The sequence below is a fragment of the Neoalteromonas flava genome (assembly GCF_002807685.1).
GTDB classification, from domain to species: Bacteria; Pseudomonadota; Gammaproteobacteria; order Enterobacterales; family Alteromonadaceae; genus Alteromonas_E; species Alteromonas_E flava.
In genome coordinates this window covers 683,352-708,079 of the sequence record NZ_PEAX01000003.1, presented here as the reverse complement: position 1 = coordinate 708,079, position 24,728 = coordinate 683,352, and the positions used below count along the sequence as shown (strand labels likewise).

Sequence of the window (24,728 nt, the reverse complement as noted above, 5' to 3'; positions counted from 1 at the left end):
GCCGTTTGGTCTGACCATCAATAGATTTTATATGCGTCTATACGTCCAAGTTTTAGTCAATAATGATGTTTTGAAAATTGATTTAACCGTTAAAGCCAATACTGACCTATCGTAAACAAAGGCTACAGAGGAAAAATAACCAAATAAAAGCGGTTTATAACTTAATGGAATATCATATTTCATTGATAATTAGCACATAAACAAAAAAGTTAATAATCGTTAGTGCTGAGAACTAGATTGGGTGACCTTGCAAGGTGGAAAAATTCGCGTTATCAAATTGGAGTTTTAGTTTGAAAAGTTAACTTGTGAATACGATATCATCGAGAAGAGATGGTGCCCGGGGCCGGACTTGAACCGGCACACGCTTTCGCGCGAGGGATTTTAAATCCCTTGTGTCTACCAATTTCACCACCCGGGCAGGATGGAAGCAGGATGCCCTGCTATCTTTCTATGGAGGCGGAACCCGGAGTCGAACCGAGATCCACGGATTTGCAATCCGCTGCATAGCCATTCTGCCATTCCGCCATAAAAAGCTGGTCTTACGTCGCAGAAAGTCAACACTTAAAAGTATTGGAGCGGGAAACGAGACTCGAACTCGCGACCCCAACCTTGGCAAGGTTGTGCTCTACCAACTGAGCTATTCCCGCTTGCAACGTGGGCACGAATTCTACCGACAAAGTACAACCTGTCAACCACTAAAATGTTCGTTTGCTGTGTTTTTAAGCGACTTTCGCTCAAACGCTGATTATTTGAACAATCAAGCCGATTTTTTCAAGTGTACCCATGCCGCTGTGGTGTAAGTTACCATTGACCACAATGATAAGGCGGCAGCAAAATATAATAATGCGTAACCTAAAGTAACCCAATAAATGCGTACGCCCATGAAGTACTCTAAGCCAGATAATAAACCGATCAAGGCAAGCATTTGCGCCATGGTTTTAGCTTTACCAGCAAAGTTAACTTTTACTACATCACTTAGCCCGTGTTGCCCCATCCACTCGCGTAAAGCAGAAATGTAAATTTCGCGCATCATCAAAATAATTGCTGGTGCTGTGATCCAGATAGAATTGTAAGTGTGCGTAATCATAAGCAGCGCTGCACCGACAATTAATTTATCTGCAACGGGATCAAGAAAAGCGCCAAACGGGGTTGTTTGTTGTAGCTTGCGCGCCAAATAACCATCAAACCAATCAGTTATTGCCGCCAGCCAAAAGATAAAAGCGCCGGTGTACTGTGCCCACTTCCAGTCGAGGAAATAAACAATAACGAACACCGGGATCAGAATGACACGAAACATGGTTACGATGTTAGGTATTGTCCACACGAAAAACTACTCAACGGCCTTAAGACCCGAGCAGTGTACACATATCCATAGGAAAAGTTAACTATGCAGGTATTCGTAGATAGTTTCTGCCAGTTCGTAACTGATACCCGGCACGTTAGCTATCTCGTCTTTACTGGCTTTTTTCAAGCCTTGTAGCCCACCCATGTATTTTAATAAAGACTGCCGGCGCTTGTTTCCAACTCCCGGTATTGCCTCAAGCGAAGAGGTGGTTTTGACTTTTTGTCGGCGATTTCGGTGTCCCGCAATTGCAAAGCGGTGAGATTCATCACGAACATGTTGAATCAAATGTAGCGCTGGTGAGTCGGCGTCCATCGGAATTGTTTCATGCGAGCCAGCTAATATTAATGTTTCAAGCCCTGGCTTTCGCGATGTCCCTTTAGCTACGCCAATTAAAAATGGTTTTTTACCTAAGGTCCAGTCTTCAAAACAACGTTCGGCCTGCGCTAACTGCCCTTTCCCTCCGTCTATTAGTAGGATATCTGGAACCTTTTCAATCTCTTTAACCTTGCTGTAGCGTCGCCGAATCGCTTGATCCATCGCCGCATAATCATCACCGGGGGTAATCCCTTCAATATTAAAGCGACGATAGTCTGATGTCAGCGGTCCTTCACGATTAAAGACCACACAAGAGGCAACGGTTTGCTGGCCCGAAGTATGACTGATATCAAAACACTCAATGCGTTGGATTGGTGTATCGCTAGACAAAATTTCTTCTAAGGCAAGGTAACGCGCTATTATGGACTGTTGCTGATTCTGCTGCGCCTCAAGTTGATTCTTTGCATTATTCATAGCGAGCTGAAGATAACGCCGCTTCTCCGTGCGGGCCCCACTAAATAACTGCACCTTATGTCCAGCCTGTTTTGCTAGCATGCTCTCAATAGCTACTTTATCTTCAATGCTAGTTGGCACGACAATTTGCTTTGGAATCGACTTTTTTCCCGTTAAGTAAAACTGCGTCAAAAAGGCGGTAAAAATCTCAGCCTCATTAGCTAACGACGGTACTTTAGGAAAAAACGATTTACTCCCTAACATTTGGCTTTCTCGAATAAACAACCCGTGCACACAAGCACTGCCGCGGTGTACATAAATCCCGAAGATATCAAGTTCGTGCTGGGTTCCAGCCACATACTGCTGTTCTTGAATTTTGCGTAATGCACTTATTTGGTCGCGGTATCGCGCAGCAGCCTCAAAATTAAGATCGGCACTGACCCGCTCCATCTTCTCAACTAAACGCTCAATAACTTCTTTATTCTTTCCTTTTAAAAATAGGCGGACCCAATCCACTTGTTCCTGATATTCTTCATCACTTACGTAACCTTCAACACAAGGCGCAGAGCAACGTTGCATTTGATACTGCAAGCAGGGGCGCGAACGAGCACGATAATAACTATCTTCGCATTGCCGCACGGGGAAAATTCGCTGCATTGAACGCAAACTCTCCCGCACTGACCAAGCACTAGGATATGGGCCAAAAAACTCGCCTTTATCTTGTTTGGGGACACCCCGATGGAAGGCTAGACGCGGATGTTGGTGATTTGACAACATGATATAAGGATAGGACTTATCATCACGCAGTACTACGTTGTAACGCGGTTTATACTTCTTGATGAAATTGTTTTCGAGTAGAAAGGCCTCAGTTTCACTACTCACAACAGTTACGTCAATAAACGCAATGTTGGCAACTAATGCGGTGGTTTTAGCGTTGTCATGTTGGGCTTTAAAATAGCTCGATACCCTATTCTTAAGGTTCTTTGCCTTACCCACATAAATAACTTCATGCTTATCGTTATACATGCGATAAACACCCGGTTGGTGGGTAAGGTTGCTGAGAAACTGAGTTAAATCGAAAGCACCTGGCTCAAGCATTAAAACTGATCAGCGCTGATAAGTTTATGTCGCAGGGCTAAATGGGTGAGTTCAACGTCACTTTTCACATTCAACTTCTCAAACATGCGATAACGGTAGGTATTGACTGTTTTAGCACTGATATTCAGATAATTGGCAATGTCTGGGACTTTTTGGCCCTTTGTAAGCATCATGGTGATCTCTAATTCACGATCACTGAGCTGCTCAAAAGGATTAATATCGTTGATATCAAGGAAACCGAGCGCCACCTGTTGCGCAATCTCTGGCGCCAGGTACTTCTGCCCTGCTGCCACTTTATAGATCGCCGTAATCACTTCATCAGGTTCGGCATCCTTAGTTAAGAAGCCGAAAGCGCCGTTATGCATAACCTTTGCAGGAATCGGGCTCTCGCTCTGCATGGAAAGACCAATAACACGGGTGTTCTCTGCTAACCGCATTATTTGACGAGTAGCTTCAAGCCCTCCAATGCCTGGCATATTAACATCCATCAGAACCACATCCGGTGCATTTTTACGACAGATAGATACAGCGTCCTCACCGTTTTTAGCTTCTGCTACTACGGTAAAGTCTTTGACGTCTTCTAAAATCCTTTTTATTCCCGTCCGAACAAGATCATGGTCATCGACCAAAAGAATTTTTATCACTGTGGCGTTCTTTTTATGAGTAAAACCAATTATGTAGGCAATTTAATTGCGACACCTAGCCAATAATAAATGCTAAAACAAATTTTGCCAGTAGAAAAACCACCCATTTATCACAAACATAAAAAAAGCCCGCATTAGCGGGCTTTAATGTATTTGGCGGAGAGGGAGGGATTCGAACCCCCGGAAGGTTTGACCCTTCGCCTGATTTCAAGTCAGGTGCATTCAACCGGACTCTGCCACCTCTCCAAGTGCTGCGAATGTTAATGATCAACGTCGGCCTTGTAAAGTAGTAATTCAAAAAAAATAACTGTTTGCTTAGTAATTGGTCAGTTCGAGTGATATTGCGACGAATACTCGGGAAAACTGTTGCTTAAGCGGCGGAAAGCACTTGAAAAAAGGAACCAAACACCCTACAAAGGGTCTTAGTAACAGGGTCTACTTTTCTAGGCTCTGAAACCAATTAAGACGTTAACACCTGTTGGAGGGTAAAATGGAACAACGTTCGTTGTATGCTAGTTCAGCTCAGGAGTCTGCATTACAGACCAATAAGGTTTTGCGCAGTACCTACATGCTGCTATCAATGACATTGCTATTTAGCGCACTGTGCGCTGGCGTCGCAATGGCTATGGGCATAGGCCGACTTGCATCGCTTGGCATGATGATCGGTGCTTTTGTGACTTTATTTGTTCTGCATCGTAAGGCAAATTCTGCTGCAGGTGTCGGACTTGTTTTCTTATTCACTGGTTTATTGGGCGCTTCACTGGGACCTATTCTCTCTTATTATGCTGGGTTCGCGAATGGCCCTTCATTAATAATGCAAGCCATGGGTGGTACAGCAATCGTGTTCTTGTCACTTTCCGCCTATGCCCTAACCACTAAAAAAGACTTTTCTTTCTTAGGCGGTTTTCTTGTTGTGGGTATGGTGGTAGTGCTTATCGCTGCGATAGCGAATATTTTCTTCCAGGTCCCAGCGGTGTTTTTAGCACTTAATGCAGCAATCATCTTCATAATGTCAGGTTTTATCTTGTATGATACAAGCCGCATCGTGAATGGTGGCGAAACAAACTACATCCTTGCTACTGTAGCGCTGTATTTGAATATTTATAATATCTTCACTTCGCTGTTACACTTGTTGGGTGCGTTTGGTGGTGATGACTGATAGTTCAGTTGTAATGAATTTCGAAAACACCCCGTCAGGGGTGTTTTTTTTGGATAAAAATGGCTCATATAAGTTGCTTGATAACTTGCTCTCCTTCTAATGTGCTGCGCATGCAGGAGGCAATTAATACTCTAACCGGATTGATTGCAACCGGTTGCACGGTGGAATCCGTGTTTTTTTATGCGTCTGGGGTACTCAACGCGAATAGCTTGATCAATCCTCCGGTAGACGAGTTCAACCCTCATTCTGCTTGGTCAATGTTTTCTCAGCAACACCAAGTCCCATTATTAGTTTGTGTGTCTGCTGCAGAAAAGCGAGGCGTGATTGATGCTGCGTTAGCAGAGCAAAATGCGCAGTCAGCGCACAATCTAATAGCGCCATTTGAGCAAGTCGGTTTAGGGGAGTTTTTCACTCGCCTGCATAACGTTGATCAATTAATACAGTACTAGTATGGCCAAGCTTTTAGTTATTATTACACACTCGCCCTATAGCTCATCTGACAGCGCCGATGCGATTGATTTTGCGTTAGCCTCAACCGGATATGGACATGACTGCTCTATTTTGTTGTGTGAGCATGGTGTACGGTATCTATCCCACAGTGGTGATTGCAAAGCATTTACATTGAAAGATCCGCGTAAGCAGCTCAATGTGTTGCCGTTTTACGATGTAGAAGAGTTATATATTTGCGCTGAAAGTCTAAATGCTCATCAAGTAATGCAAACTGCCGCGCCTGACTCCGCTAAAATAGTAGCGCCCGATGAACTGGCCCTTTTAACATCGCAGTATGATTATATCGTGAGTTTCTAATATGAACCTTTGGTTTATTCGTAAATTTCCAGTATCTAACGTTAACCCCAGTTTGCGACTAATAAGAGCAGAAGATACCGTTATCGTGTGTGAAGATGCAGTGTTCAGTTTTTCAGATTTACATCAAAAAATCAGTGCGCAACTTTTTGTTCACGCCGAACACAGCCAAATCAGGGGCATAACGTTGTTACCCGAACAAGCAATTTCTACAGATAACATCGCTAAGTTAATTGCGCGCGCTAAACGGTGTATAACCCTATGACTGCCGACCACCTAACGGTCAATGACCAACGTATTCCATTGGATAAAAATGGCTATCTTAAAAATGTTACGGACTGGAATGAAGACGTCGCTAATCACATCGCTAGCGAAGATAATATAGCGCTCACAGACGCGCACTGGGAAGTCATTTGGTTTGTGCGAAATTTTTATCTTGAGTATGAAACAAGCCCAGCTATCCGCGCACTGGTTAAAGCAATGGCTGCTTCCATGGGACCGGAAAAAGGCAATAGCCGTTATCTGCACCGCCTGTTTCCACAAGGGCCAGCTAAGCAAGCGACTAAGCTAGCGGGCCTTCCTAAGCCCGCTAAATGTTTATGATCAAAGTGAGCTTACACCGCCCAAATAAGGTTGTAATGCTGTAGGCACGGTAATACTGCCGTCTTCATTCTGATAATTCTCAAGCACTGCAACCAAGGTTCTTCCAACCGCTAATCCTGAACCATTCAAGGTATGCACCAACTCTGGTTTCTGTCCTGCAGCGCTGCGGAATCTTGCCTGCATTCGACGCGCTTGGAAGTCGCGCATGTTAGAGCAAGAAGAGATTTCGCGGTAGCAATCCTGTGCAGGTAACCAAACCTCTAGGTCATAAGTCTTGGCTGAACCGAAACCCATGTCACCTGTACACAACATCACCTTTCTGTATGGCAGTTCTAACGCTTGTAGTATTGCTTCTGCATGACCCGTTAACGCTTCCAGTGCTGCGTCAGAATCTTCAGGTTTAACAATTTGTACCAACTCAACTTTGTCAAATTGGTGTTGGCGGATCAAACCGCGCGTATCGCGCCCATAAGCACCTGCTTCACTGCGAAAACAAGGGGTATGTGCTGTCATTTTCAGGGGTAATGCATCGGCTTCAAGAATTGTATCCCTAACTAAATTCGTCAACGGAACTTCAGCCGTTGGGATCAGTGACATTCCCTGCCCCTCTTCGGTCGCAGGCTTGGTATGAAAGAGGTCTTCGCCAAATTTAGGCAACTGCCCAGTACCAAACAGGCTGTCTGAATTTACCAAGAAAGGAACATACATTTCGGTATAACCGTGCTGCTGAGTATGCATATCTAACATGAACTGGGCGAGTGCTCGATTCAACTTTGCAATTTTACCGCGCATAACCACGAAGCGCGCGCCGGATAGCTTTGCCGCTGCCTCAAAATCCAACCCTTTATCTAGCTGCTCGCCTAAATCAACATGATCTTTCACCGTAAATGAAAACGTCTTTGGCGTTCCCCAACGTAAAACTTCTACATTTTCAGATTCATCTTTGCCGACAGCTACATCAGGATCCGGTAAGTTTGGAGTTTCTTGATAGAAAATGTTGAGTGCATTCTGCACGCGCTCTAACTCTTGCTTAGCCTCATCAAGTTCATCACCTAGGGAGCTTACTTCAGCTAACAATGGCTGAATATCCTCTCCTTGCGCTTTTGCCTTCCCGATACTTTTACTTTTCACATTGCGTGTATTTTGCAAATCCTGGGTTTTTACTTGTAACGCTTTACGCTGTTCTTCAAGCGTATTGTAAGCTTCAACATCAAGTTTGAAGCCACGTGCAGCCAACCGTTGCGCGGTAGCTTCTATGTCATTTCTAAAATACTTAGGATCTAGCATGTGACCTTATTATCCTTTCACCAAATACACCGCACTGCCGGCGGCCAAAATACAAACAAATACGTTCAATCCAATATTAGCCAACGCCTTTAGCCATTCACCCTGTTGCAATAAAAGCAACGTATCATAAGAAAACGTGGAGAAAGTTGTAAAAGCGCCTAATAGACCAATAGCAAAAAATGCTCGGTAGGGATTATCAATAGGTGCCTCTTGATGCATGACAGCGTAGAAAACACCCAGTAAAAATGACCCTGCTACGTTGACCGCTAGTGTACCAAAGGGCATAGCTTTTCCAAACCAAAGATCAGCCTTCAGCATGATAAAATAACGTAAGCAAGCACCAAGAGCACCGCCCAACGCAACATACATATAATTCATCACTTGTTTTCTCGTTCACTATGTTGCTGATCAAGTTCCAGCAAAAATTTCTGTTTGGCCTTGAGTTGCTTCTCTAATCCCCGCTCTGAGGGCTGATAAAAACCCCCTTCTATGCCTTTTGGTAAATAGGTTTCACCGGCCGCATAGGCGTGAGGTTCATTATGTGCATAGCGATAATCCGAGCCATGACCTAAGGACTTAGCCATTTTGCTTGGTGCGTTACGCAAATGCGCGGGTACTGGCGCATCCGGATTTTCTTCTGCGGCGCGCTGTGCCGCTTTGAACGCAATGTAGACCGCATTACTTTTAGCCGCCAAGGCGCAATAAACAACGGCCTGTGCGATAGCGCGTTCTCCCTCAGCCGCGCCAACGCGATGGTATACGTCCCAAGCGGTTAGGCACATTTGCATAGCGCGGGGATCGGCATTACCGATATCCTCGCTAGCAATAGCCAAGAGCCGTCGAATGATAACTGTTGCTTCACAACCTGCTTGTAGCAATCGGGCAAAATAAAACAACGCACCATCAACAGATGATCCGCGGATGGATTTATGAAATGCAGAGAGGTGATCGTAAAAATAATCTCCCTGCTTATCAAAAGCAGTGCTCCGCTCCCCCTGCGCTAACTGAACATGTGATAATTCAATCTCATCACCGTCGATTAACTGGACGGCAAGTTCTAACTGCGTCAATAAACGCCTGGCATCACCAGATGACGCACGAATCAGGTGCGTTTCTGCTGTACTGTCGATTCTCAATGGCTTATTTCTATCGTGAGCCAAGAGCCGAATCGCACGCGCAATGAGATTAGCGAGGTCGTCATCTGTTAGCGGTTTCAGCACGAACATGCGGGTGCGCGACAATAGTGCATTATTCAAAGAAAAAGAGGGATTCTCAGTGGTGGCACCGATAAACTGAATTAGACCAGATTCAATATGTGGCAAAAAAGCATCTTGTTGCGATTTATTAAAACGATGTACTTCATCAACAAACAGTAATGTTCGGATCCCTGTCGCCACATTTTGCTGCGCTTGCTCGATCGCTTTCCGAATTTCTTTGATCCCATCAGTTACTGCAGAGACCCGTTGAATATCGGCTTCGCTGTGTTTTGCTATGACTTCTGCGAGAGTGGTCTTACCGGTTCCAGGCGGCCCCCAAAGGATCAAAGAGACAGGCGTGGCTTGAGCAATAATCTGCGCTAACGGCTTACCTTCCCCAACTAAGTGCTGTTGCCCAACAATATCGTTAATCGATTGTGGGCGCATTCGAGCAGCTAAGGGGGCATGCAGCACTTCTTGAAAAAGAGACAAGTTACTGGTTTCGCTGGTCATCCAATACAAACCCATCCGCATTGGCAACTTCAAACTGTGTACTTGCTACTGGTAAATTGATCTGAATTTCATTAAACGTCAATATGCTGCGCTGTCCTTGAGTATCAACAGACGTTAATTGAACTAACTTGTTGTCGCTAAAAGATAAGCTCAATTCCGTAATTGCACTTGTTAGATTAGGCACTATCACGAAAAAATCGTCTATTAAGGTAACACTAACATTGTTCCAGTCAGTATCATCACCTGAGGCCAATAGCATCATCGGATTATCTTTGACCGCCGTCGACTGATCAACTACTGTGATTTGTTCAACAAAATAATCTACTTGCCAAACCGCGTCACCGTCAGCCACTAATAGCACTTCGTCAGGAAGTTGCGTATGCCAATACAATTGCTGCGGACGTTTCGTAATCAGCTTACCACTGGCATTGTGCACATTATTACCCAACTGGTCAGTGATAGCTTGACTGAAGCTTGCTTGAAAAGTCTCAATGTTGGCCAATTTATCACGCAATAACTGCTTAGCATCCTCCGCCAACGCAGATTGGCATAGCAAGGTTGCAATGACTAAACTGAAAATCTTTTTTAACATACTAATCTCTCGGTGGTGGCGGAGGAGCAAGCACCTCTCTATTGCCATTATGGCCAGATGCACTTACGACGCCACTTAATTCCATTTGTTCCACAATTCTTGCCGCGCGATTGTAACCAATTCTAAATTTACGCTGGACACTACTTACTGAAACCTTGCGACTCTGGGTGACGAACGCGACGGCCTCATCATAAAACGCATCCATTTCCTGATCGTCTCCTTCAGCTTGCTCACCCGGCAGGAGGATCTCAGCGGTGGCTTCACCATTAAGAATTTCATCGATATATTCAGGCTCGCCACGTTGTTTCCAATCAGCAACTACAGCGTGAACTTCGTGATCATCCACAAACGCACCATGAACCCGAGTTGGTACGGCTGTACCTGGGGGCAGATACAACATATCACCGGCACCTAACAGCGCTTCAGCTCCTTGTTGATCCAAAATTGTACGTGAATCGATTTTGCTGGAAACCTGAAATGCAATACGCGTGGGAATGTTGGCTTTAATCAAACCCGTGATTACGTCAACGGACGGTCGCTGGGTAGCAAGAACAAGATGGATCCCAGCAGCTCGAGCTTTTTGTGCTATCCGAGCAATAAGTTCTTCTACTTTTTTGCCGACGATCATCATCATGTCAGCGAACTCATCAACGACCACAACAATCGATGGTAATTTTTCTAAGTCAGGCGCCTCGGTCAGCATGCTTTCTTCAGGTCTCCAAAGCGGATCCTTTATTGGTTCGCCGGCTTCTACAGCAGCTAAAATTTTAGCGTTGTAGCCTTTTAAGTTACGCACTCCCAACTCAGACATTAAACGGTAACGGCGTTCCATCTCACCTACGCACCAACGCAACGCGTTGGCGGCTTCCTTCATATCAGTAACTACTTCAGCCAATAAGTGTGGGATACCCTCGTACACCGATAATTCGAGCATTTTGGGATCGATCATGATCATGCGCACGTCTTCAGGCTTAGATTTGTAGAGCAAGCTCAAAATCATAACGTTAACGCCAACAGACTTACCTGACCCCGTAGTTCCTGCGACTAATAAATGTGGCATTTTGGCTAAATCAACAATGACGGGCTTACCCGAAATATCCGCGCCTAACACCATGGTTAATGGTGATGAGGCAGATTGGAATGTCTCACAGGTAATAACTTCACTGAGGCGTACCATTTCCCGATTTTTATTTGGTAACTCAAGCCCGATAACCGATTTACCCGGGATAACTTCTACTACACGCACCGAAATAGCCGACATGGCGCGCGCTAGATCTTTCGACAACGCGGTGATCTTACTGACCTTCACTCCGGGCGCTAAATCTAACTCAAAACGGGTAATAACCGGCCCTGGATAAACCCCTACTACACTAGCTTCGATGTTGAAATCGGCCAATTTTTGCTCTACTAACCGGGAAACCTGCTCCAATTCTTCTGGGGAAATCGGGTTTTCATGTTTATCGGGCCGTTCGAGTAGATCAAAAGACGGCATCGGCGTTGCTGGCTCAGTTTTTACTACGACCGCATCGGTTGGCGAATTAGCCGCATTGCCGGTCTGTTTAACAGGCGGTTGTACGATTTCCTTTTCGGTTTTCTCTGTGGTGTGCTCGCGGTCAATTGAACGCCGGGATCCAAAGCGCTGTTTCAAACTGTCCAAACGACTAATAGCAGGAACTTCAGATTCTTCGATCTCACTATTGGTTTTTCTCTCAGTGCTAAAAACTTCGTCTGGAATCCCAAAGTGTGGCTCTTGCGGTAACGGGGTATCCTCTGGCGTTGCACGCATACGCGTTATTGTAACGTCGCTAGGGCTATCCTCTGGGGGTTTTGCTAAGCGTAATCGTTGTGGTAACTGTAATTGCTGCGCGTAAGCAGGTAGTTTTGTCGTGGCCAGTGCAGATACGATAGCGTATTTACCTATTCCGTCAATAACGGCGAGCCAGGAGATACCGGTCATTAACGTTATGCCGGTAAGCACGAAACAGAGTAGTAAAAGCGTCGTGCCAGCTAAATTGAAATAGGGTAATAAGGCCGAGCTCATTACATCGCCAACCATTCCGCCAGCGGGAAAACTGTACAAGTCATCCACGTTTAGGCTTAACAGGCTGGTAGCGCCAAGCATGAATAAAACAAAACCAATGATCCGTAAACCAATCGTTAAATAGTCAAATTCCGCTAGGGTTTTAACGTGTTGAAAGAGAAACCAACCAATGACAGCGCAGCCGATAGGAGCAACATACGCAAGATAGCCTAAAAAGAAGAGTAAAATATCAGCAAACCAGGCACCCGTTGCCCCGCCCCAGTTTTGTACGTCTGCTTGCAAACCAACTTGACTCCAGCCGGGGTCAGCAGGATGAAAAGAGACAATCGCTAAAAGTAAGAAGAATGCGAATGTGCAAGCCAGCATCATGCCGACTTCAAACAGTCGCTGTAAACCTGTTAATCGCGCCATACCCTAAATTAATCACCTTGAGTGCCCTTAACCCGCGCACCGGGCTCACTCATTTTATTGTTATTATTAAACACCAAAGATTACCACAACAGTGCGCTATACAGGGAAAAAAAATCATCAAAACTCGCATCCAGATTTAGCTTTTCAGATTAATGTGAACCTGTGTTGTGGATTTGACTTCTTCCATCACAACATACGTTCGTGATTCACTGACTCCCGGCAAGCGTAGCAGTGTATCACCAAGTAGTTTGCGATAACTCGACATGTCTGCGACTCGCGCTTTTAACAGAAAATCAAAATTACCTGAAACCAAATGACATTCTTGGATATCATCGTGTAATTTAACCGCAGCAGAAAATTCTGCGAATATATCTACCGATGTTTTTGTCAACGTTATTTCTACAAACACCAACATTGCCGCACCGAGCTTATCAGGGTTCACCATAGCCCGGTAACCGGTAATATAACCCTGCCCCTCCAAACGCTTAACCCTTTCTAAACAGGGGCTAGGGCTTAAACCAACGCGTTTAGCTAGCTCTACATTCGACAATCGCCCGTCTTTTTGTAACTCGATTAAGATCCGGCGGTCAATTTTATCTAAACTTTTTGGCGTCTTAGCCAGCATACAATTTTTCCTTTATTGGGTTAGTCAAAATAATATCCTGTAACTGCTCAAACTTCAGCCATTTCTTTGTCTTTTTTATCAGTATACTGCGCGGGTTTTCAATTTGTTAAAAGGTTGTTTCAATGCTTGTAGGTGTACCAAAAGAAATTAAAAATCATGAATACCGTGTTGGCTTAACGCCTGCAGCCGTTAAGGAATTCGTTGCTCATGGACATGACGTTATCGTGCAAACTCATGCCGGAACGGCAATTGGTTTTGACGATGAAATGTACATTGAAGCTGGTGCCAGCATTATTGAAACGGCAGAAGAGATTTTTGCGCGTGCCGAGATGATAGTTAAAGTCAAAGAGCCGCAGCCCAATGAATGTAAAATGTTGCGCGAAGGGCAAACTTTGTACACCTACCTGCACCTCGCACCTGATCCAACGCAAACGCAACTATTAGTTGAGTCAGGCGCAACCTGTATTGCTTATGAAACGGTAACTGACCCTCGCGGCGGCTTACCCCTATTGGCACCGATGAGTGAAGTTGCCGGTCGTATGTCAGTGCAAGCGGGCGCACATTATCTTGAGAAAGCTCATGGTGGTAGCGGCACCCTATTGGGTGGTGTACCTGGTGTAGCTCCAGGCAAAGTGTTGATCATTGGTGGCGGTGTCGTTGGTACAAACGCCGCTAAAATGGCCATTGGTCTTGGTGCCGATGTAACTATTCTAGACCGTTCATTACCGCGCCTAAGAGAGTTAGACGATATCTTTGGAAATCAAATAAAGACGGTTTATTCAACTGTTGATGCCATCGAACATTATTCGTCTAAAGCTGACTTAGTTGTTGGTGCGGTTCTTATTCCTGGAGCAGCGGCACCAAAACTACTCAATACCGGCCATATTAACGCAATGAAGAAAGGTTCAGTGTTAGTTGACGTTGCGATCGACCAAGGCGGCTGTTTTGAAACATCACGCGCTACCACTCACCAAGATCCAGTCTACATTGTAGATGGTGTAGTACATTACTGTGTCGCTAATATGCCTGGCGGTGTAGCTAGGACGTCTACTATGGCATTGAACAACGCAACTTTACCCTTTGGTCTAGCGTTAGCAAACAAAGGACCCAAGCAAGCAATGTTAGATAACCCTCATTTGTTAAATGGGCTGAATGTGCATCAGGGAAAGATAACTTATGCTGCGGTTATGGACGCGTTGGGTGAGCAGCTATCTTTACAATACCAAGATGCGGCAGAAGCATTAAAGAGCTAAATGATTTTCGCCCCTATAAAAAGGGCTACCTTACAGGGTAGCCTTTTTTATTTCGGCATTAATCTTCTTGAGTGCATCTAGGGGAGAATTGGCTTTAGTGATAGGGCGTCCAATGACCATATAATCCACGCCGAACTTAATTGCATCGCTGGGTGTAACAATACGCACTTGGTCATCTTGGCTAGCTCCCGCTGGCCGAATACCAGGGGTAACAAGTTCAAATTTACTACCTAACCTTTGCTTTAAGTTACTCGCCTCTTGTGCCGAACATACCACACCATCAAGTCCACAATCTTTGCTTAATGTGGCTAGCTTTATGACTTGATCCGTAATCGATGTGTCTGGCACAACGCCACTCAACTGTACTTGATCCATACTAGTCAATACGGTTACCGCTATCAGCTTAACATCTGCACCGGACAGTTCTAGCTGTTGTTGAGTGTGGCTCATCATTTTAGCGCCACCCGAGGCATGAACATTAACCATCCATACGCCTAAATCCGCAGCAGCTAGACAAGCTTTAGCCACAGTATTAGGAATATCGTGAAACTTAAGATCAAGAAATACATCAAAGTTTTTACCTACCAGACGACGCACGATATCTGGACCTAAACGCGTAAACAACTCTTTACCAACTTTAAGTCGGCATTGATCAGGGGCTAGCTGTTCGACTAAATCAAGGACTTGATATTCAGTCTCAAAATCTAACGCAACGATGACTTTTGCTTCGCTCACCCTACTACTCTCCATCTAAGCCTTTAATTGGTTTAACTACACCCCACTTCTTACAGGATGGGCACAGCCAGTAAACTTTACGCCCTGAAAAACCACAGTTACCACAGCGATATTTAGGGCGTTGTAACATTTGTTGCTCTACTAATCCTCGCAATAGGGCCAGACTACTGGTATTGGGATCTTGCTTGTGCTGTGCGATATACAAACGCATGAGTGTAGCGAAACCTTTCATTGTTGGCTTCTTGCGCAGTTGTTCATAAAGCAATTGCGTCGCTTCATCAGTTTGGCCCTGATTAGCCATTAGATTAACCTTAGCCAAATAGGCCGAAGCACAGACATTCCCATAGTCATTCAGCACTTGTTCAAACCGCGCCCAATCGCCAAGCTGTTCGGCACATTTTTCGAGTAACGGAATTGCTTCGCTAAGCCAGTTGATATCGCGCTTGGGAACTTCTAATAGGCAATCAAAAGCATCTGTGTAAGCTTGCTTCTCGATTGCCAAACGGCCCAACATCAACCACGGACGTACAGCTTTTTCATCGGATTGAGTGGCTTTTTGCAAGTAGATAACGGCATTTTCTTGATCGCTTTGCTGTAATGATTTCTCGGCTTGCTCACAATAAAAATGAGCTAACCTCACTAAAATATCATTATCATCACCGTGACAATCGACCATGCGTTCAGCTAAATCGATAGCGCGGTCCCACTCTTTGGTCGTTTGATAGATCTTAAACAGATTGGTTTGCGCATCTATGTAATGCTTATCTGAGTTAAGTAACTGTAAATAGGCATTCTCAGCCCGCTCTAGAAATCCAGCCTGCGTATAATCGCGGCCTAGCTCGCGTAGCGCATTTTCGCGCTGGCTTGGTTCTATTTCATCACGACTAACTAAGTTTTGGTGCACTTTAATCGCACGGTCAAGTTCACCGCGATGACGAAAGAAGTTACCCATAGCAATGTGGGTCTCGACCGTATCATTATTTAGGTCGATCATTTTTATTAAGGTGTCGACGGCTTTATCGGGTTGCTCTGATAAAAGGAAGTTCAGACCCCGATAATAGTGCTTCGAGAGGATACTCGATTGCTTGCGTTGGGCTTGGCGCAGACTATTCCGCCCCATTACCCATCCGTAGCCTACTGCGACGGGTAGCAATAGAAACAAAAGTTCTAACATGAGTTACTCGTTTTGCAGCTTTTTGAGCTTTTGTTTAGCAATACCTAACTTAACTCTGAGTGCTAGCCAGCTGGTCATTAGGATACATAAACCGATAGCAACTCCTATCGTCATAATAATGGCCATAAGGGTGCTGAGCTTTAGTGTGGCTTGAGCAATTAAAAAGTTGACTGTGACTGTTTGGCTATTTTGTGCCCCAATTAACACAAAAACACACACCAGCACGATCACAACTAAAAATAATGCTAACCCTCTCAAGGACTATTTCTCCCGTAGTCAGTCGCAACTTTTACATCGCTTCATTGACGCGATCACGAAGTTCTTTACCTGGCTTAAAATGTGGCACGTACTTCCCTTCTAATTGCACAGTTTCACCAGTTTTAGGGTTACGACCTACGCGAGGTGCACGATAATGCAAAGAAAAGCTACCAAAACCGCGAATTTCGATACGCTCACCTTTTTGCAGAGTTTGCGCAAGTTGCTCAAGCAGTTCTTTAACCGCTATTTCAAGCTCTTTGGCAGGGATATGCTCGGCCTTTAAGGCCAATCTTTCGATAAGTTCAGACTTTGTCATGGCAACCTCACGATAGTTAGATATCTCGATGTTACCAGCAGGAGGAGGTAGGCGCATCAGATAGATGCGCCTAATTTGGGGAGAATTACTCGCCTTTTGCTGCTTTGAAAGCTTCAGCCATGGCATTTGCGAAACCGGCGTCTTCTTGCTGGTTCACTTTATCCAATGCTTCTTTCTCGTCAGCTTGGTCCTTCGCTTTAACTGAAAGGTTAACCATGCGGTTCTTGCGATCAACGCCCATGAACTTGGCTTCGATTGCATCGCCTACATTAACAACTTCAGAAGCGTCTTCTACGCGGTCACGTGCTAAATCACCAACACGGATGTAGCCGTCAACTTCTTCAGCTAGATTTACGGTTACGCCTTTCGCGTCAACTGCGGTAACTGTTCCATTAACGATAGCACCTTTCTTGTTATCTGTCAGATACTTATTGAAAGGATCTTCTTCGATTTGCTTAACGCCAAGAGAAATACGCTCACGCTCTGGATCAACTTGTAGTACAACAGCAGAAATTTCGTCACCTTTCTTATAGTCACGAACCGCTTCTTCACCTGACTTGTTCCAAGAAATGTCAGATAAGTGAACAAGACCATCGATGCCGCCGTCTAGGCCGATAAAGATACCGAAGTCAGTAATTGACTTGATCTTACCGCTAACTTTGTCGCCCTTCTCATGTGACTTAGCGAACTCTTCCCAAGGATTAGCAATACACTGCTTAAGGCCAAGAGAAATACGACGACGCTCTTCGTCAATTTCAAGAACCATTACTTCAACAACGTCACCTAGGTTAACAACCTTAGATGGGTGTACGTTCTTGTTAGTCCAATCCATTTCAGAAACGTGAACAAGACCTTCAACACCGTCTTCGATTTCAACGAAGCAACCGTAATCAGTTAGGTTTGTTACTGCACCGCTAAGCTTAGCACCCTCTGGGTAACGCTCAGCAATTTCTTGCCACGGATCGCTGCCCATTTGTTTCATACCTAGAGAAACACGTGACTTCTCTTTGTCGAACTTAAGTACCTTAACGTTGATTTCATCACCAACATTTACGATTTCACTTGGGTGCTTAACGCGCTTCCAAGCCATATCAGTGATGTGAAGTAGACCGTCAACACCGCCTAAATCAACGAATGCACCGTAGTCAGTAAGGTTCTTAACGATACCTTTAACTTCATGACCTTCTTCCAAGTTAGCTAATAGCGAGTCACGCTCAGCACTGTTTTCTGCTTCGATAACAGCACGACGAGATACAACTACGTTGTTACGCTTAGCATCTAACTTGATTACTTTAAATTCGAGTTCTTTACCTTCAAGGTGTGCCGTGTCGCGTACTGGGCGAACGTCTACCAACGAACCAGGTAAGAAAGCGCGTACTGCATTCACTTCTACTGTGAAGCCGCCTTTCACTTTACCGTTGATAATACCTTTGATGGTTTCTTTTTCTTCGTATGCTTTCTCAAGCTCTACCCATGCTTCATGGCGCTTCGCTTTTTCACGAGAAAGGATAGTTTCACCGAAGCCGTCTTCGACTGCATCAAGTGCAACGTCAACGGAATCACCGATAGCAATTTCAAGCTCGCCATCAGCGTTCTTGAATTGATCAGCAGGAATTGCGCTTTCTGATTTGAGACCCGCGTCTACTAATACGATGTCTTTGTCGATTGAAACAACGGTTCCTTTAACGATGGCACCAGGACGCGTTTCAAGTTGTTGTAAGCTCTCTTCAAAAAGCTGTGCAAAATTTTCAGTCATAAAGTTCAGTTAATTTATCTAATTTACATCCACGTTACGTTCCAGCTAACATGGGGTTGTTATTCAAAATCATCACAATCCATGGCGACGATACGTTACATAACACTTGCAGAATCTATTGCGCGGATATTTTCCCGCCAATAATTTCTTTCGCTTTTTCAAAGACTTGAGCAATGCTCATTGACGTTGAATCGATAACAATTGCATCGTCAGCAGGCACTAATGGCGCGACCGAACGGTGCGTATCTCTTTCGTCTCTGGCTTTGATGTCAGATAAAAGGCGCGAAAGTTTAACATCATGGCCCTTATCTTTCAACTGATCAAAGCGTCTTTGCGCACGGGCTTCCGCCGAGGCTGTAAGGAAAATTTTTGCCGGTGCGTCGGGGAAAACAACAGTACCCATGTCGCGTCCATCAGCAATCAATCCAGGCTCTTGTTCGAACGCACGTTGACGGCGCAATAACGCTTCCCGAACCCGCGGGAGCGCTGCCACTTGTGAGGCGATACTACCAACCTCTTCAGTACGGATCACGTCAGTGACATCTTCGCCTTCGAGGATAATCTTTTTTACATCACCGTCTATTTCGAATGTGACGTCAAGGCTTGAAGCTAATGGCATTAGTGCTTCTTCATCGTTTGGTGCTAACCCATGATGTGAGGACGCTACGGCTAGTACCCGATATATCGCGCCACTATCTAGTAGGTGCCAACCGAAGTGCTCCGCTAACATGGAAGCCAATGTCCCCTTCCCTGCACCGCTGGGGCCGTCGACGGTTACGACTGGAATCGACTGCATATAAACCACCCTTGGTAAAAATCGGGCGGCATTATACGCGTGCTAGCATTCAATTACCACTTGGATCCTGTAACCATTTGTGATTATGCGTTTTGTTGTATCGTAGCGAACCGGGTAAAATAGTCAGGGAAGGTTTTTTTGGTACATTGCGGATCGAGGATTGTTACCGGCGTATCACTTAATGCAACTAAAGAAAAACACATAGCAATACGATGATCATCGTAGGTTTCAATTTCAGCGTGGTTAAGCGTTTTTGGTGGGGTTACGCTAATGTAATCATGGCCTTCATCCACCGTAGCGCCTACCTTACGTAATTCAGTCGCCATCGCATGTAAGCGGTCTGTTTCTTTAACACGCCAGTTGTAAATATTAGAAATCCGGGTTGTTCCTGTCGCAAACAAAGCAGTAGTTGCGATAGTCATCGCAGCATCTGGGATGTGATTCATATCCATATCAACTGCCGTTAATGGAGCACCTGTGACAGTAATGGACTCGTCTTGCCAATCGACTCTTGCACCCATTTTCTCAAGTACATCCGCAAAACGAATATCACCTTGGATTGATTTTTTGCCCACGCCTGTCACTGTGACGGTGCCACCTTTGATGGCTCCGGCAGCGAGGAAATACGATGCGGATGATGCGTCACCCTCAACTAAAAAGCGGCCTGGGGATTGGTACGTTTGATTTCCGGCAACTTTGAAGATTTGATAATTCTGATTCTCTACCTTAATACCGAAGGCTTCCATGGTGGCAAGGGTAATATCAATGTAAGGTTTGGAGACCAACTCTCCTTCTATACTGATCACCGAATCCTGTGCAAATAGCGGAGCAGCCATAAGTAAAGCAGTTAAAAATTGGCTCGACACACTGCCATCAACAGAAATATTACCACCCGTTAATTGCTTACCTTTGATCGTAAGTGGTGGAAACCCTGTGTTTTTTAAAAAATCAATTTCTGCCCCAGCTGAAACCAGGGCATCAGTGAGATCGCCGATTGGGCGTTCTTCCATGCGCGGTTCACCCGTTAGAGTGACCTCAACATCAGATGTCGCAAGTACTGCACACAGGGGGCGCATAGCGGTACCAGCGTTGCCCAGAAACAACTCGAGTGGTTGCGAGCGGGCAAAGCGCCCACCAAGGCCTTCAACGGTGCATTCGTCGCCTGCAGCGTTTAAAGAAACGGTTACGCCTAACTGCTTTAACGCATTGAGCATATGCTTTATGTCGTCGCTGTTAAGCAAATTAGTTAAGGTTGTCGTACCCTTTGCTAATGCGGCTAATAATAATGCGCGATTGGATAAACTCTTTGAGCCGGGCACATTCACAGTGCCCGCGACATGTGCAATCGGGTTCAATAATAATTTATCCATTAACTATCCTTGGGTACGTTCAAATTCGCGCATAAAATCAACGAGCGTTTTAACTCCAGCTAACGGCATAGCATTATATATACTGGCACGCATACCACCCACTGAGCGGTGCCCTTTCAGCGCATGCAATCCCGCATCTACCGACTGTTCCAAAAAGCGCTCATTAAGAGATTCATCGGCAAGCTGAAATACTACATTCATACGTGACCGGTTAGCATCCATAATGCGGTTATTAAATAGACTAGACTGATCAAGAAATTGATAAAGCAGTTCGGCTTTTTGTTTGTTTAGCTGCTCTGCTGCGTTCACACCACCATTGGCGAGTAGCCATTTAAAGACTAATCCAGACAAGTACCAACTGTAAGTTGGCGGAGTATTGAACATTGATTCATTGTTGGCTGCGGCGGTGTAATCCAATATCACGGGTGTTTGTGCTTGCGGCTTTCCGAGTAAATCTTCACGCACAATAACCACTGACAAACCACTTGGGCCTATGTTTTTCTGCGCACCCGCGTAGATCAATGCGTAGTCTTCAACATTTATTTGGCGCGATAAGATGTTTGATGACATGTCAGCGACCAAGGGCGCTTTGGTTACTGGTACGTCAAAGATCTCAATGCCATCAACAGTTTCGTTGGGACAATAATGCACAAACGCATACTGTTCATTATCTTCATAAAGCTTAAGATCCGCGCCTAATCGCCCGTCTCGCTCGACACGAATGTCTGTCTTGTGCGCTTGGATGAACTTATCAGCCTCCACTACCGAGGCCTTAGACCAAGAGCCGGAAACTAAATGCATTCCACTTTGCGACGGACTTGCCAGATTTAATGGCACGGCCGCAAACTGACCACGGCCACCACCATGCATAAACAATACACGGTAATTAGCCGGTATCTGCATCAATGCACGTAAGTCTTGCTCAGATTCCTCGGCCACGCGCATAAACTCTTTACTGCGATGACTGATTTCCATCACTGAAGTGCCAAGGCCTTGCCAGTTGATGAGTTCTGCTTGCGCTTGTTCTAATACCGCAGCCGGCAGCATTGCCGGCCCCGCGGAAAAGTTATACACGGTTTGTGTCATAGAGCCTTATTCTTCTGCTGGAGCTGATCCGCTATCTTGAGTTGTTGATTCTTCGATACCTTCAGCGTCGATTGACTCGTCGTCGAGCTCTTCAGCTGCGATTTCTTCAATGCGCTCAAGCCCTACAACGTTTTCATCGTCAGCAGTACGGATCAGACGCACACCTTGAGTATTTCTACCCACAACCGACACTTCGTTCACACGTGTGCGCACCAAAGTACCTTTATCGCTGATCAACATGATTTCCATGTTTTCGTCTACTTGCACTGCACCAACAACTTTACCGTTACGTTCAGAGACTTTTATCGATACAACCCCCTGAGTTGCCCGGCTCTTCGCTGGGTAATCAGCCAGCGGCGTGCGCTTGCCATAGCCGTTTTCGGTCACGGTTAAAATTGCGCCATCACCGGTAGGCACAATCAGCGATACAACGCGTTGACCCGGCTGCAACTTGATCCCTCTAACACCTGTTGCGGTGCGCCCCATAGGACGAATAGCTAGGATTTCTTCACCGGTATCAGGGTCACGTTTGACTTCACCCGTTTCTGAATCTCTTGCCTTCTCGTTAAAACGCACAACCTTACCTTCGTCTGAGAACAACATGATGTCATCCTCACCGTTAGTAATTGCAACACCGATTAACTCATCACCATCATTAAGATTTACGGCGATGATGCCGTTCGAACGAGGGCGAGAATATTGGGTAAGAGCAGTCTTCTTAACTGTTCCATTAGCGGTTGCCATAATGACAAACTTGTCGTCCACAAACTCTTTAATCGGTAGAATCGCGGTAATGCGCTCATCTTCTTCAAGTGGCAAGATATTTACAATCGGACGCCCACGCGCGTTGCGGCTGGCTAGCGGTAACTGATAAACCTTTAACCAATACAAGCGACCGCGGGTACTGAAGCACAAAATATGATCGTGGGTATTGGCCACGAGTAAACGCTCAATGAAGTCTTCGTCCTTCATTTTCGTTGCTGACTTACCCTTACCGCCACGGCGTTGCGCCTCGTAGTCAGAAAGTTTCTGATACTTAACATAACCTTCATGGGAAAGCGTCACTACGACATCTTCTTGCTCGATTAAATCTTCAATATCGATATCATGACTCGCAGCAGTAATTTCAGTGCGACGTTCATCACCGAATTCTTCACGAATGGCTTCTAATTCTTCACGGATGACTTCCATCAAACGTTCGGAGCTGGCCAAAATATGCAACAACTCAGCAATTAGTTCTAATAGCCCACGATACTCATCGAGGATCTTGTCGTGCTCTAGACCCGTTAATTTATGTAAGCGCAAATCGAGAATAGCTTGTGCTTGTTGCTCAGTAAGGAAGTATTGTCCATCCCGGATCCCATACTCTGGCGCTAACCATTCTGGACGCGAAGGATCTTCATCCCCTGCACGCTCGAGCATTTGAGCAACATCACCCAGATCCCAGCCACGCGCCACTAAGGCTTGTTTAGCTTCAGATGGACTTGGTGAAGCCTTGATTAATTCAATGATCTCATCAATATTCGCAAGGGCTATCGCTAGACCTTCTAAGATATGCGCCCGGTCACGCGCCTTGCGCAATTCAAACACAGTGCGTCGAGTAACCACTTCACGACGGTGCAGAATAAAGGCTTCGAGCATTTCCTTGAGGGTAAATACTTTTGGCTGACCGTTATCTAGTGCAACCATGTTAATGCCAAACACAGTTTGCAACTGTGTATTAGCATATAAATGATTAAGAACAACCTCTGCAGATTCGTTGCGCTTTACCTCGATAACAATGCGCATACCGTCTTTATCTGATTCATCACGCAGTGCAGATATACCCTCAACACGCTTTTCTTTAACCAATTCTGCAATTTTTTCGATTAAGCGTGCTTTGTTAACCTGATATGGAATTTCATTAACGATGATGGTTTCTTTACCATTCTCTTCCGTTTCGATATTCGCTCTGGCGCGCAGGTAGATCTTGCCACGACCGGTACGGTAAGCATCTTCAATGCCTTTACGGCCGCTGATCATTGCAGCTGTTGGAAAATCCGGACCGGGTATGAAGGTCATTAGCTCTTCAATCGGCATGTCAGGATTATTGATCAACTCAATACAACCGTTTATCACCTCGGTAAGATTGTGTGGTGGAATGTTGGTTGCCATTCCTACGGCGATACCGGACGAACCGTTAACTAATAAGTTAGGAACCTTGGTAGGTAATACCTCAGGGATCTGTTCAGTACCGTCATAGTTAGGTACAAAGTTAACCGTCTCTTTATCTAAGTCAGCGAGTAGCTCATGCGAAATTTTAGCCATACGCACTTCGGTATAACGCATAGCTGCAGCAGAGTCTCCATCCACAGACCCAAAGTTACCCTGACCATCAACCAGCATATAGCGCAATGAAAACGGCTGCGCCATACGTACAATGGTGTCATAAACCGCGGAGTCACCATGCGGGTGATATTTACCTATAACGTCACCGACCACACGCGCCGACTTTTTATACGGTTTATTGAAATCATTTTTGAGTTCGTTCATCGCAAACAAAACGCGGCGATGCACCGGCTTAAGCCCATCACGAACGTCAGGCAAGGCACGCCCAACGATTACGCTCATGGCATAGTCCAAATAGGAATTCTTCAATTCTTCTTCGATATTAATCGGAAGGATTTCTTTCGCATTGTCAGTCATAAACTGGCTGTTCCCTTATAGGTTTTATTGGGTCATACCTGCGATATATTAACGCTAGCGATCGGTCTGCGATCTGGCGTTTCTGATTGGAAGAATACTGCAGGCTATGACACGCTTTTGGGTCATACTCCAAGCAGTTGAGTGTACCACTAGAAATTCTCAAACTGTAGCCTTAGATGCGCTTCTAACAAAACTTTTAGTGAAGCCTTTACC

General features: G+C 45.3%; 24 protein-coding genes and 4 tRNA genes. 6 read left to right on the top strand and 22 right to left on the bottom strand.

The genetic code is table 11. From position 1 onward, the window contains the following. Positions 1-331: 331 nt before the first annotated feature. The 7 genes from CSH92_RS09160 to CSH92_RS09130 form a co-directional block, all read right to left on the bottom strand. Positions 332-418, bottom strand: a tRNA-Leu gene (locus tag CSH92_RS09160). Positions 419-451: 33 nt separating this feature from the next. Continuing rightward, positions 452-525 (bottom strand) — tRNA-Cys (locus tag CSH92_RS09155). A gap of 46 nt (positions 526-571) precedes the next feature. Next, a tRNA-Gly gene (locus tag CSH92_RS09150) sits at positions 572-647 on the bottom strand. Positions 648-757: 110 nt separating this feature from the next. Then, positions 758-1,324, bottom strand: a complete 567-nt coding sequence (gene pgsA / locus CSH92_RS09145) for a CDP-diacylglycerol--glycerol-3-phosphate 3-phosphatidyltransferase (protein WP_100657290.1) — start codon at positions 1,322-1,324, stop codon at positions 758-760. A 57-nt stretch (positions 1,325-1,381) separates the two neighbouring features. Then, positions 1,382-3,211, bottom strand: a complete 1,830-nt coding sequence (gene uvrC / locus CSH92_RS09140; protein WP_100657289.1) for an excinuclease ABC subunit UvrC — start codon at positions 3,209-3,211, stop codon at positions 1,382-1,384. Next, positions 3,211-3,855, bottom strand: a complete 645-nt coding sequence (gene uvrY, locus CSH92_RS09135; protein WP_100657288.1) for a UvrY/SirA/GacA family response regulator transcription factor — start codon at positions 3,853-3,855, stop codon at positions 3,211-3,213. The genes uvrC and uvrY overlap by 1 nt, the downstream gene beginning before the upstream one ends. Positions 3,856-4,009: 154 nt before the next feature. Continuing rightward, positions 4,010-4,101: transfer RNA gene (locus CSH92_RS09130), tRNA-Ser, on the bottom strand. A 244-nt stretch (positions 4,102-4,345) separates the two neighbouring features. Here CSH92_RS09130 and CSH92_RS09125 point away from each other — a divergent pair. Genes CSH92_RS09125 through CSH92_RS09105 form a run of 5 tightly spaced genes read left to right on the top strand, consistent with a single transcriptional unit; the run spans position 4,346 to position 6,421 of the window. Further along, complete coding sequence (locus tag CSH92_RS09125; RefSeq protein WP_100657287.1) at positions 4,346-5,014, top strand: Bax inhibitor-1/YccA family protein; 669 nt, start codon at positions 4,346-4,348, stop codon at positions 5,012-5,014. Between the two features lie 59 nt (positions 5,015-5,073). After that, positions 5,074-5,463, top strand: a complete 390-nt coding sequence (gene tusD / locus CSH92_RS09120; protein WP_100657286.1) for a sulfurtransferase complex subunit TusD — start codon at positions 5,074-5,076, stop codon at positions 5,461-5,463. Between the two features lies 1 nt (position 5,464). Next, entirely contained in the window at positions 5,465-5,821 is a 357-nt protein-coding gene (locus CSH92_RS09115) for a DsrE family protein (protein WP_100657285.1), read from the top strand. A 1-nt stretch (position 5,822) separates the two neighbouring features. Further along, positions 5,823-6,083, top strand: coding sequence for a hypothetical protein (locus CSH92_RS09110; RefSeq protein WP_100657284.1), 261 nt, complete (start codon positions 5,823-5,825; stop codon positions 6,081-6,083). Then, positions 6,080-6,421, top strand: coding sequence for a TusE/DsrC/DsvC family sulfur relay protein (locus CSH92_RS09105; protein ID WP_100657283.1), 342 nt, complete (start codon positions 6,080-6,082; stop codon positions 6,419-6,421). Before CSH92_RS09110 ends, CSH92_RS09105 begins: the two co-directional genes overlap by 4 nt. Here the strand turns inward: CSH92_RS09105 and serS are convergent, their stop codons facing one another. The 6 genes from serS to lrp all read right to left on the bottom strand — a co-directional run bounded on the left by serS (position 6,422) and on the right by lrp (position 13,086). Next, positions 6,422-7,708 carry a serine--tRNA ligase gene (gene serS, locus CSH92_RS09100; RefSeq protein ID WP_100657282.1) on the bottom strand — a complete coding sequence of 429 codons (1,287 nt, stop codon included), beginning with the start codon at positions 7,706-7,708 and terminating at the stop codon, positions 6,422-6,424. A gap of 9 nt (positions 7,709-7,717) precedes the next feature. Next, entirely contained in the window at positions 7,718-8,086 is a 369-nt protein-coding gene (crcB, locus tag CSH92_RS09095; protein ID WP_100657281.1) for a fluoride efflux transporter CrcB, read from the bottom strand. Further along, positions 8,086-9,417: a replication-associated recombination protein A gene (locus CSH92_RS09090; RefSeq protein WP_100657502.1), complete on the bottom strand. Its 1,332-nt coding sequence runs from the start codon at positions 9,415-9,417 to the stop codon at positions 8,086-8,088. The genes crcB and CSH92_RS09090 overlap by 1 nt, the downstream gene beginning before the upstream one ends. Further along, entirely contained in the window at positions 9,398-10,009 is a 612-nt protein-coding gene (gene lolA / locus CSH92_RS09085; RefSeq protein WP_164084698.1) for an outer membrane lipoprotein periplasmic chaperone LolA, read from the bottom strand. The genes CSH92_RS09090 and lolA overlap by 20 nt, the downstream gene beginning before the upstream one ends. A gap of 1 nt (position 10,010) precedes the next feature. Further along, on the bottom strand, positions 10,011-12,461 hold the full coding sequence (locus CSH92_RS17360) for a DNA translocase FtsK 4TM domain-containing protein (protein ID WP_100657279.1): 2,451 nt from the start codon (positions 12,459-12,461) through the stop codon (positions 10,011-10,013). 136 nt (positions 12,462-12,597) lie between these two features. Next, the gene (gene lrp / locus CSH92_RS09075) at positions 12,598-13,086 is read right to left on the bottom strand and encodes a leucine-responsive transcriptional regulator Lrp (protein WP_100657278.1); all 489 of its coding nucleotides are present in this window, start codon (positions 13,084-13,086) and stop codon (positions 12,598-12,600) included. 122 nt (positions 13,087-13,208) lie between these two features. Between lrp and ald the strand changes: the two genes are divergently transcribed. After that, complete coding sequence (gene ald / locus CSH92_RS09070) at positions 13,209-14,339, top strand: alanine dehydrogenase (protein ID WP_100657277.1); 1,131 nt, start codon at positions 13,209-13,211, stop codon at positions 14,337-14,339. Between the two features lie 30 nt (positions 14,340-14,369). Here ald and pyrF read toward each other — a convergent pair whose 3' ends face one another. The 9 genes from pyrF to gyrA form a co-directional block, all read right to left on the bottom strand. After that, a complete protein-coding gene (pyrF, locus tag CSH92_RS09065; protein WP_100657276.1) occupies positions 14,370-15,074 on the bottom strand; it encodes an orotidine-5'-phosphate decarboxylase in 705 nt (234 codons plus the stop codon). 4 nt (positions 15,075-15,078) lie between these two features. Beyond that, positions 15,079-16,248 (bottom strand): lipopolysaccharide assembly protein LapB, encoded by a 1,170-nt coding sequence (gene lapB / locus CSH92_RS09060; protein ID WP_100657275.1) that lies wholly within the window; start codon positions 16,246-16,248, stop codon positions 15,079-15,081. A gap of 3 nt (positions 16,249-16,251) precedes the next feature. After that, entirely contained in the window at positions 16,252-16,455 is a 204-nt protein-coding gene (locus tag CSH92_RS09055; RefSeq protein WP_240612783.1) for a lipopolysaccharide assembly protein LapA domain-containing protein, read from the bottom strand. Positions 16,456-16,537: 82 nt separating this feature from the next. Beyond that, positions 16,538-16,822 (bottom strand): integration host factor subunit beta, encoded by a 285-nt coding sequence (ihfB, locus tag CSH92_RS09050; RefSeq protein ID WP_100657501.1) that lies wholly within the window; start codon positions 16,820-16,822, stop codon positions 16,538-16,540. Between the two features lie 85 nt (positions 16,823-16,907). Beyond that, positions 16,908-18,578 (bottom strand): 30S ribosomal protein S1, encoded by a 1,671-nt coding sequence (gene rpsA / locus CSH92_RS09045; RefSeq protein WP_100657273.1) that lies wholly within the window; start codon positions 18,576-18,578, stop codon positions 16,908-16,910. A gap of 115 nt (positions 18,579-18,693) precedes the next feature. Continuing rightward, entirely contained in the window at positions 18,694-19,374 is a 681-nt protein-coding gene (cmk, locus tag CSH92_RS09040; protein ID WP_100657272.1) for a (d)CMP kinase, read from the bottom strand. 83 nt (positions 19,375-19,457) lie between these two features. After that, positions 19,458-20,744, bottom strand: coding sequence for a 3-phosphoshikimate 1-carboxyvinyltransferase (aroA, locus tag CSH92_RS09035; protein ID WP_100657271.1), 1,287 nt, complete (start codon positions 20,742-20,744; stop codon positions 19,458-19,460). 3 nt (positions 20,745-20,747) lie between these two features. Next, on the bottom strand, positions 20,748-21,830 hold the full coding sequence (serC, locus tag CSH92_RS09030) for a 3-phosphoserine/phosphohydroxythreonine transaminase (RefSeq protein WP_100657270.1): 1,083 nt from the start codon (positions 21,828-21,830) through the stop codon (positions 20,748-20,750). A gap of 6 nt (positions 21,831-21,836) precedes the next feature. After that, entirely contained in the window at positions 21,837-24,515 is a 2,679-nt protein-coding gene (gene gyrA / locus CSH92_RS09025; protein ID WP_100657269.1) for a DNA topoisomerase (ATP-hydrolyzing) subunit A, read from the bottom strand. Positions 24,516-24,728: the final 213 nt, after the last annotated feature.

Bases quoted from the DNA above. Each gene is read 5' to 3' on its own strand.
- cmk (WP_100657272.1), bottom strand. From the start codon at position 19,374: ATGCAGTCGATTCCAGTCGTAACCGTCGACGGCCCCAGCGGTGCAGGG.
- CSH92_RS09125 (WP_100657287.1), top strand. From the start codon at position 4,346: ATGGAACAACGTTCGTTGTATGCTAGTTCAGCTCAGGAGTCTGCATTA.
- gyrA (WP_100657269.1), bottom strand. From the start codon at position 24,515: ATGACTGACAATGCGAAAGAAATCCTTCCGATTAATATCGAAGAAGAA.
- lrp (WP_100657278.1), bottom strand. From the start codon at position 13,086: ATGCTGGCTAAGACGCCAAAAAGTTTAGATAAAATTGACCGCCGGATC.
- lapB (WP_100657275.1), bottom strand. From the start codon at position 16,248: ATGTTAGAACTTTTGTTTCTATTGCTACCCGTCGCAGTAGGCTACGGA.
- CSH92_RS09110 (WP_100657284.1), top strand. From the start codon at position 5,823: ATGAACCTTTGGTTTATTCGTAAATTTCCAGTATCTAACGTTAACCCC.
- ald (WP_100657277.1), top strand. From the start codon at position 13,209: ATGCTTGTAGGTGTACCAAAAGAAATTAAAAATCATGAATACCGTGTT.
- tusD (WP_100657286.1), top strand. From the start codon at position 5,074: ATGGCTCATATAAGTTGCTTGATAACTTGCTCTCCTTCTAATGTGCTG.
- uvrC (WP_100657289.1), bottom strand. From the start codon at position 3,211: ATGCTTGAGCCAGGTGCTTTCGATTTAACTCAGTTTCTCAGCAACCTT.
- CSH92_RS09105 (WP_100657283.1), top strand. From the start codon at position 6,080: ATGACTGCCGACCACCTAACGGTCAATGACCAACGTATTCCATTGGAT.
- CSH92_RS09090 (WP_100657502.1), bottom strand. From the start codon at position 9,417: ATGACCAGCGAAACCAGTAACTTGTCTCTTTTTCAAGAAGTGCTGCAT.
- aroA (WP_100657271.1), bottom strand. From the start codon at position 20,744: ATGGATAAATTATTATTGAACCCGATTGCACATGTCGCGGGCACTGTG.
- CSH92_RS09115 (WP_100657285.1), top strand. From the start codon at position 5,465: ATGGCCAAGCTTTTAGTTATTATTACACACTCGCCCTATAGCTCATCT.
- crcB (WP_100657281.1), bottom strand. From the start codon at position 8,086: ATGAATTATATGTATGTTGCGTTGGGCGGTGCTCTTGGTGCTTGCTTA.
- serC (WP_100657270.1), bottom strand. From the start codon at position 21,830: ATGACACAAACCGTGTATAACTTTTCCGCGGGGCCGGCAATGCTGCCG.
- lolA (WP_164084698.1), bottom strand. From the start codon at position 10,009: ATGTTAAAAAAGATTTTCAGTTTAGTCATTGCAACCTTGCTATGCCAA.
- rpsA (WP_100657273.1), bottom strand. From the start codon at position 18,578: ATGACTGAAAATTTTGCACAGCTTTTTGAAGAGAGCTTACAACAACTT.
- ihfB (WP_100657501.1), bottom strand. From the start codon at position 16,822: ATGACAAAGTCTGAACTTATCGAAAGATTGGCCTTAAAGGCCGAGCAT.
- serS (WP_100657282.1), bottom strand. From the start codon at position 7,708: ATGCTAGATCCTAAGTATTTTAGAAATGACATAGAAGCTACCGCGCAA.
- CSH92_RS17360 (WP_100657279.1), bottom strand. From the start codon at position 12,461: ATGGCGCGATTAACAGGTTTACAGCGACTGTTTGAAGTCGGCATGATG.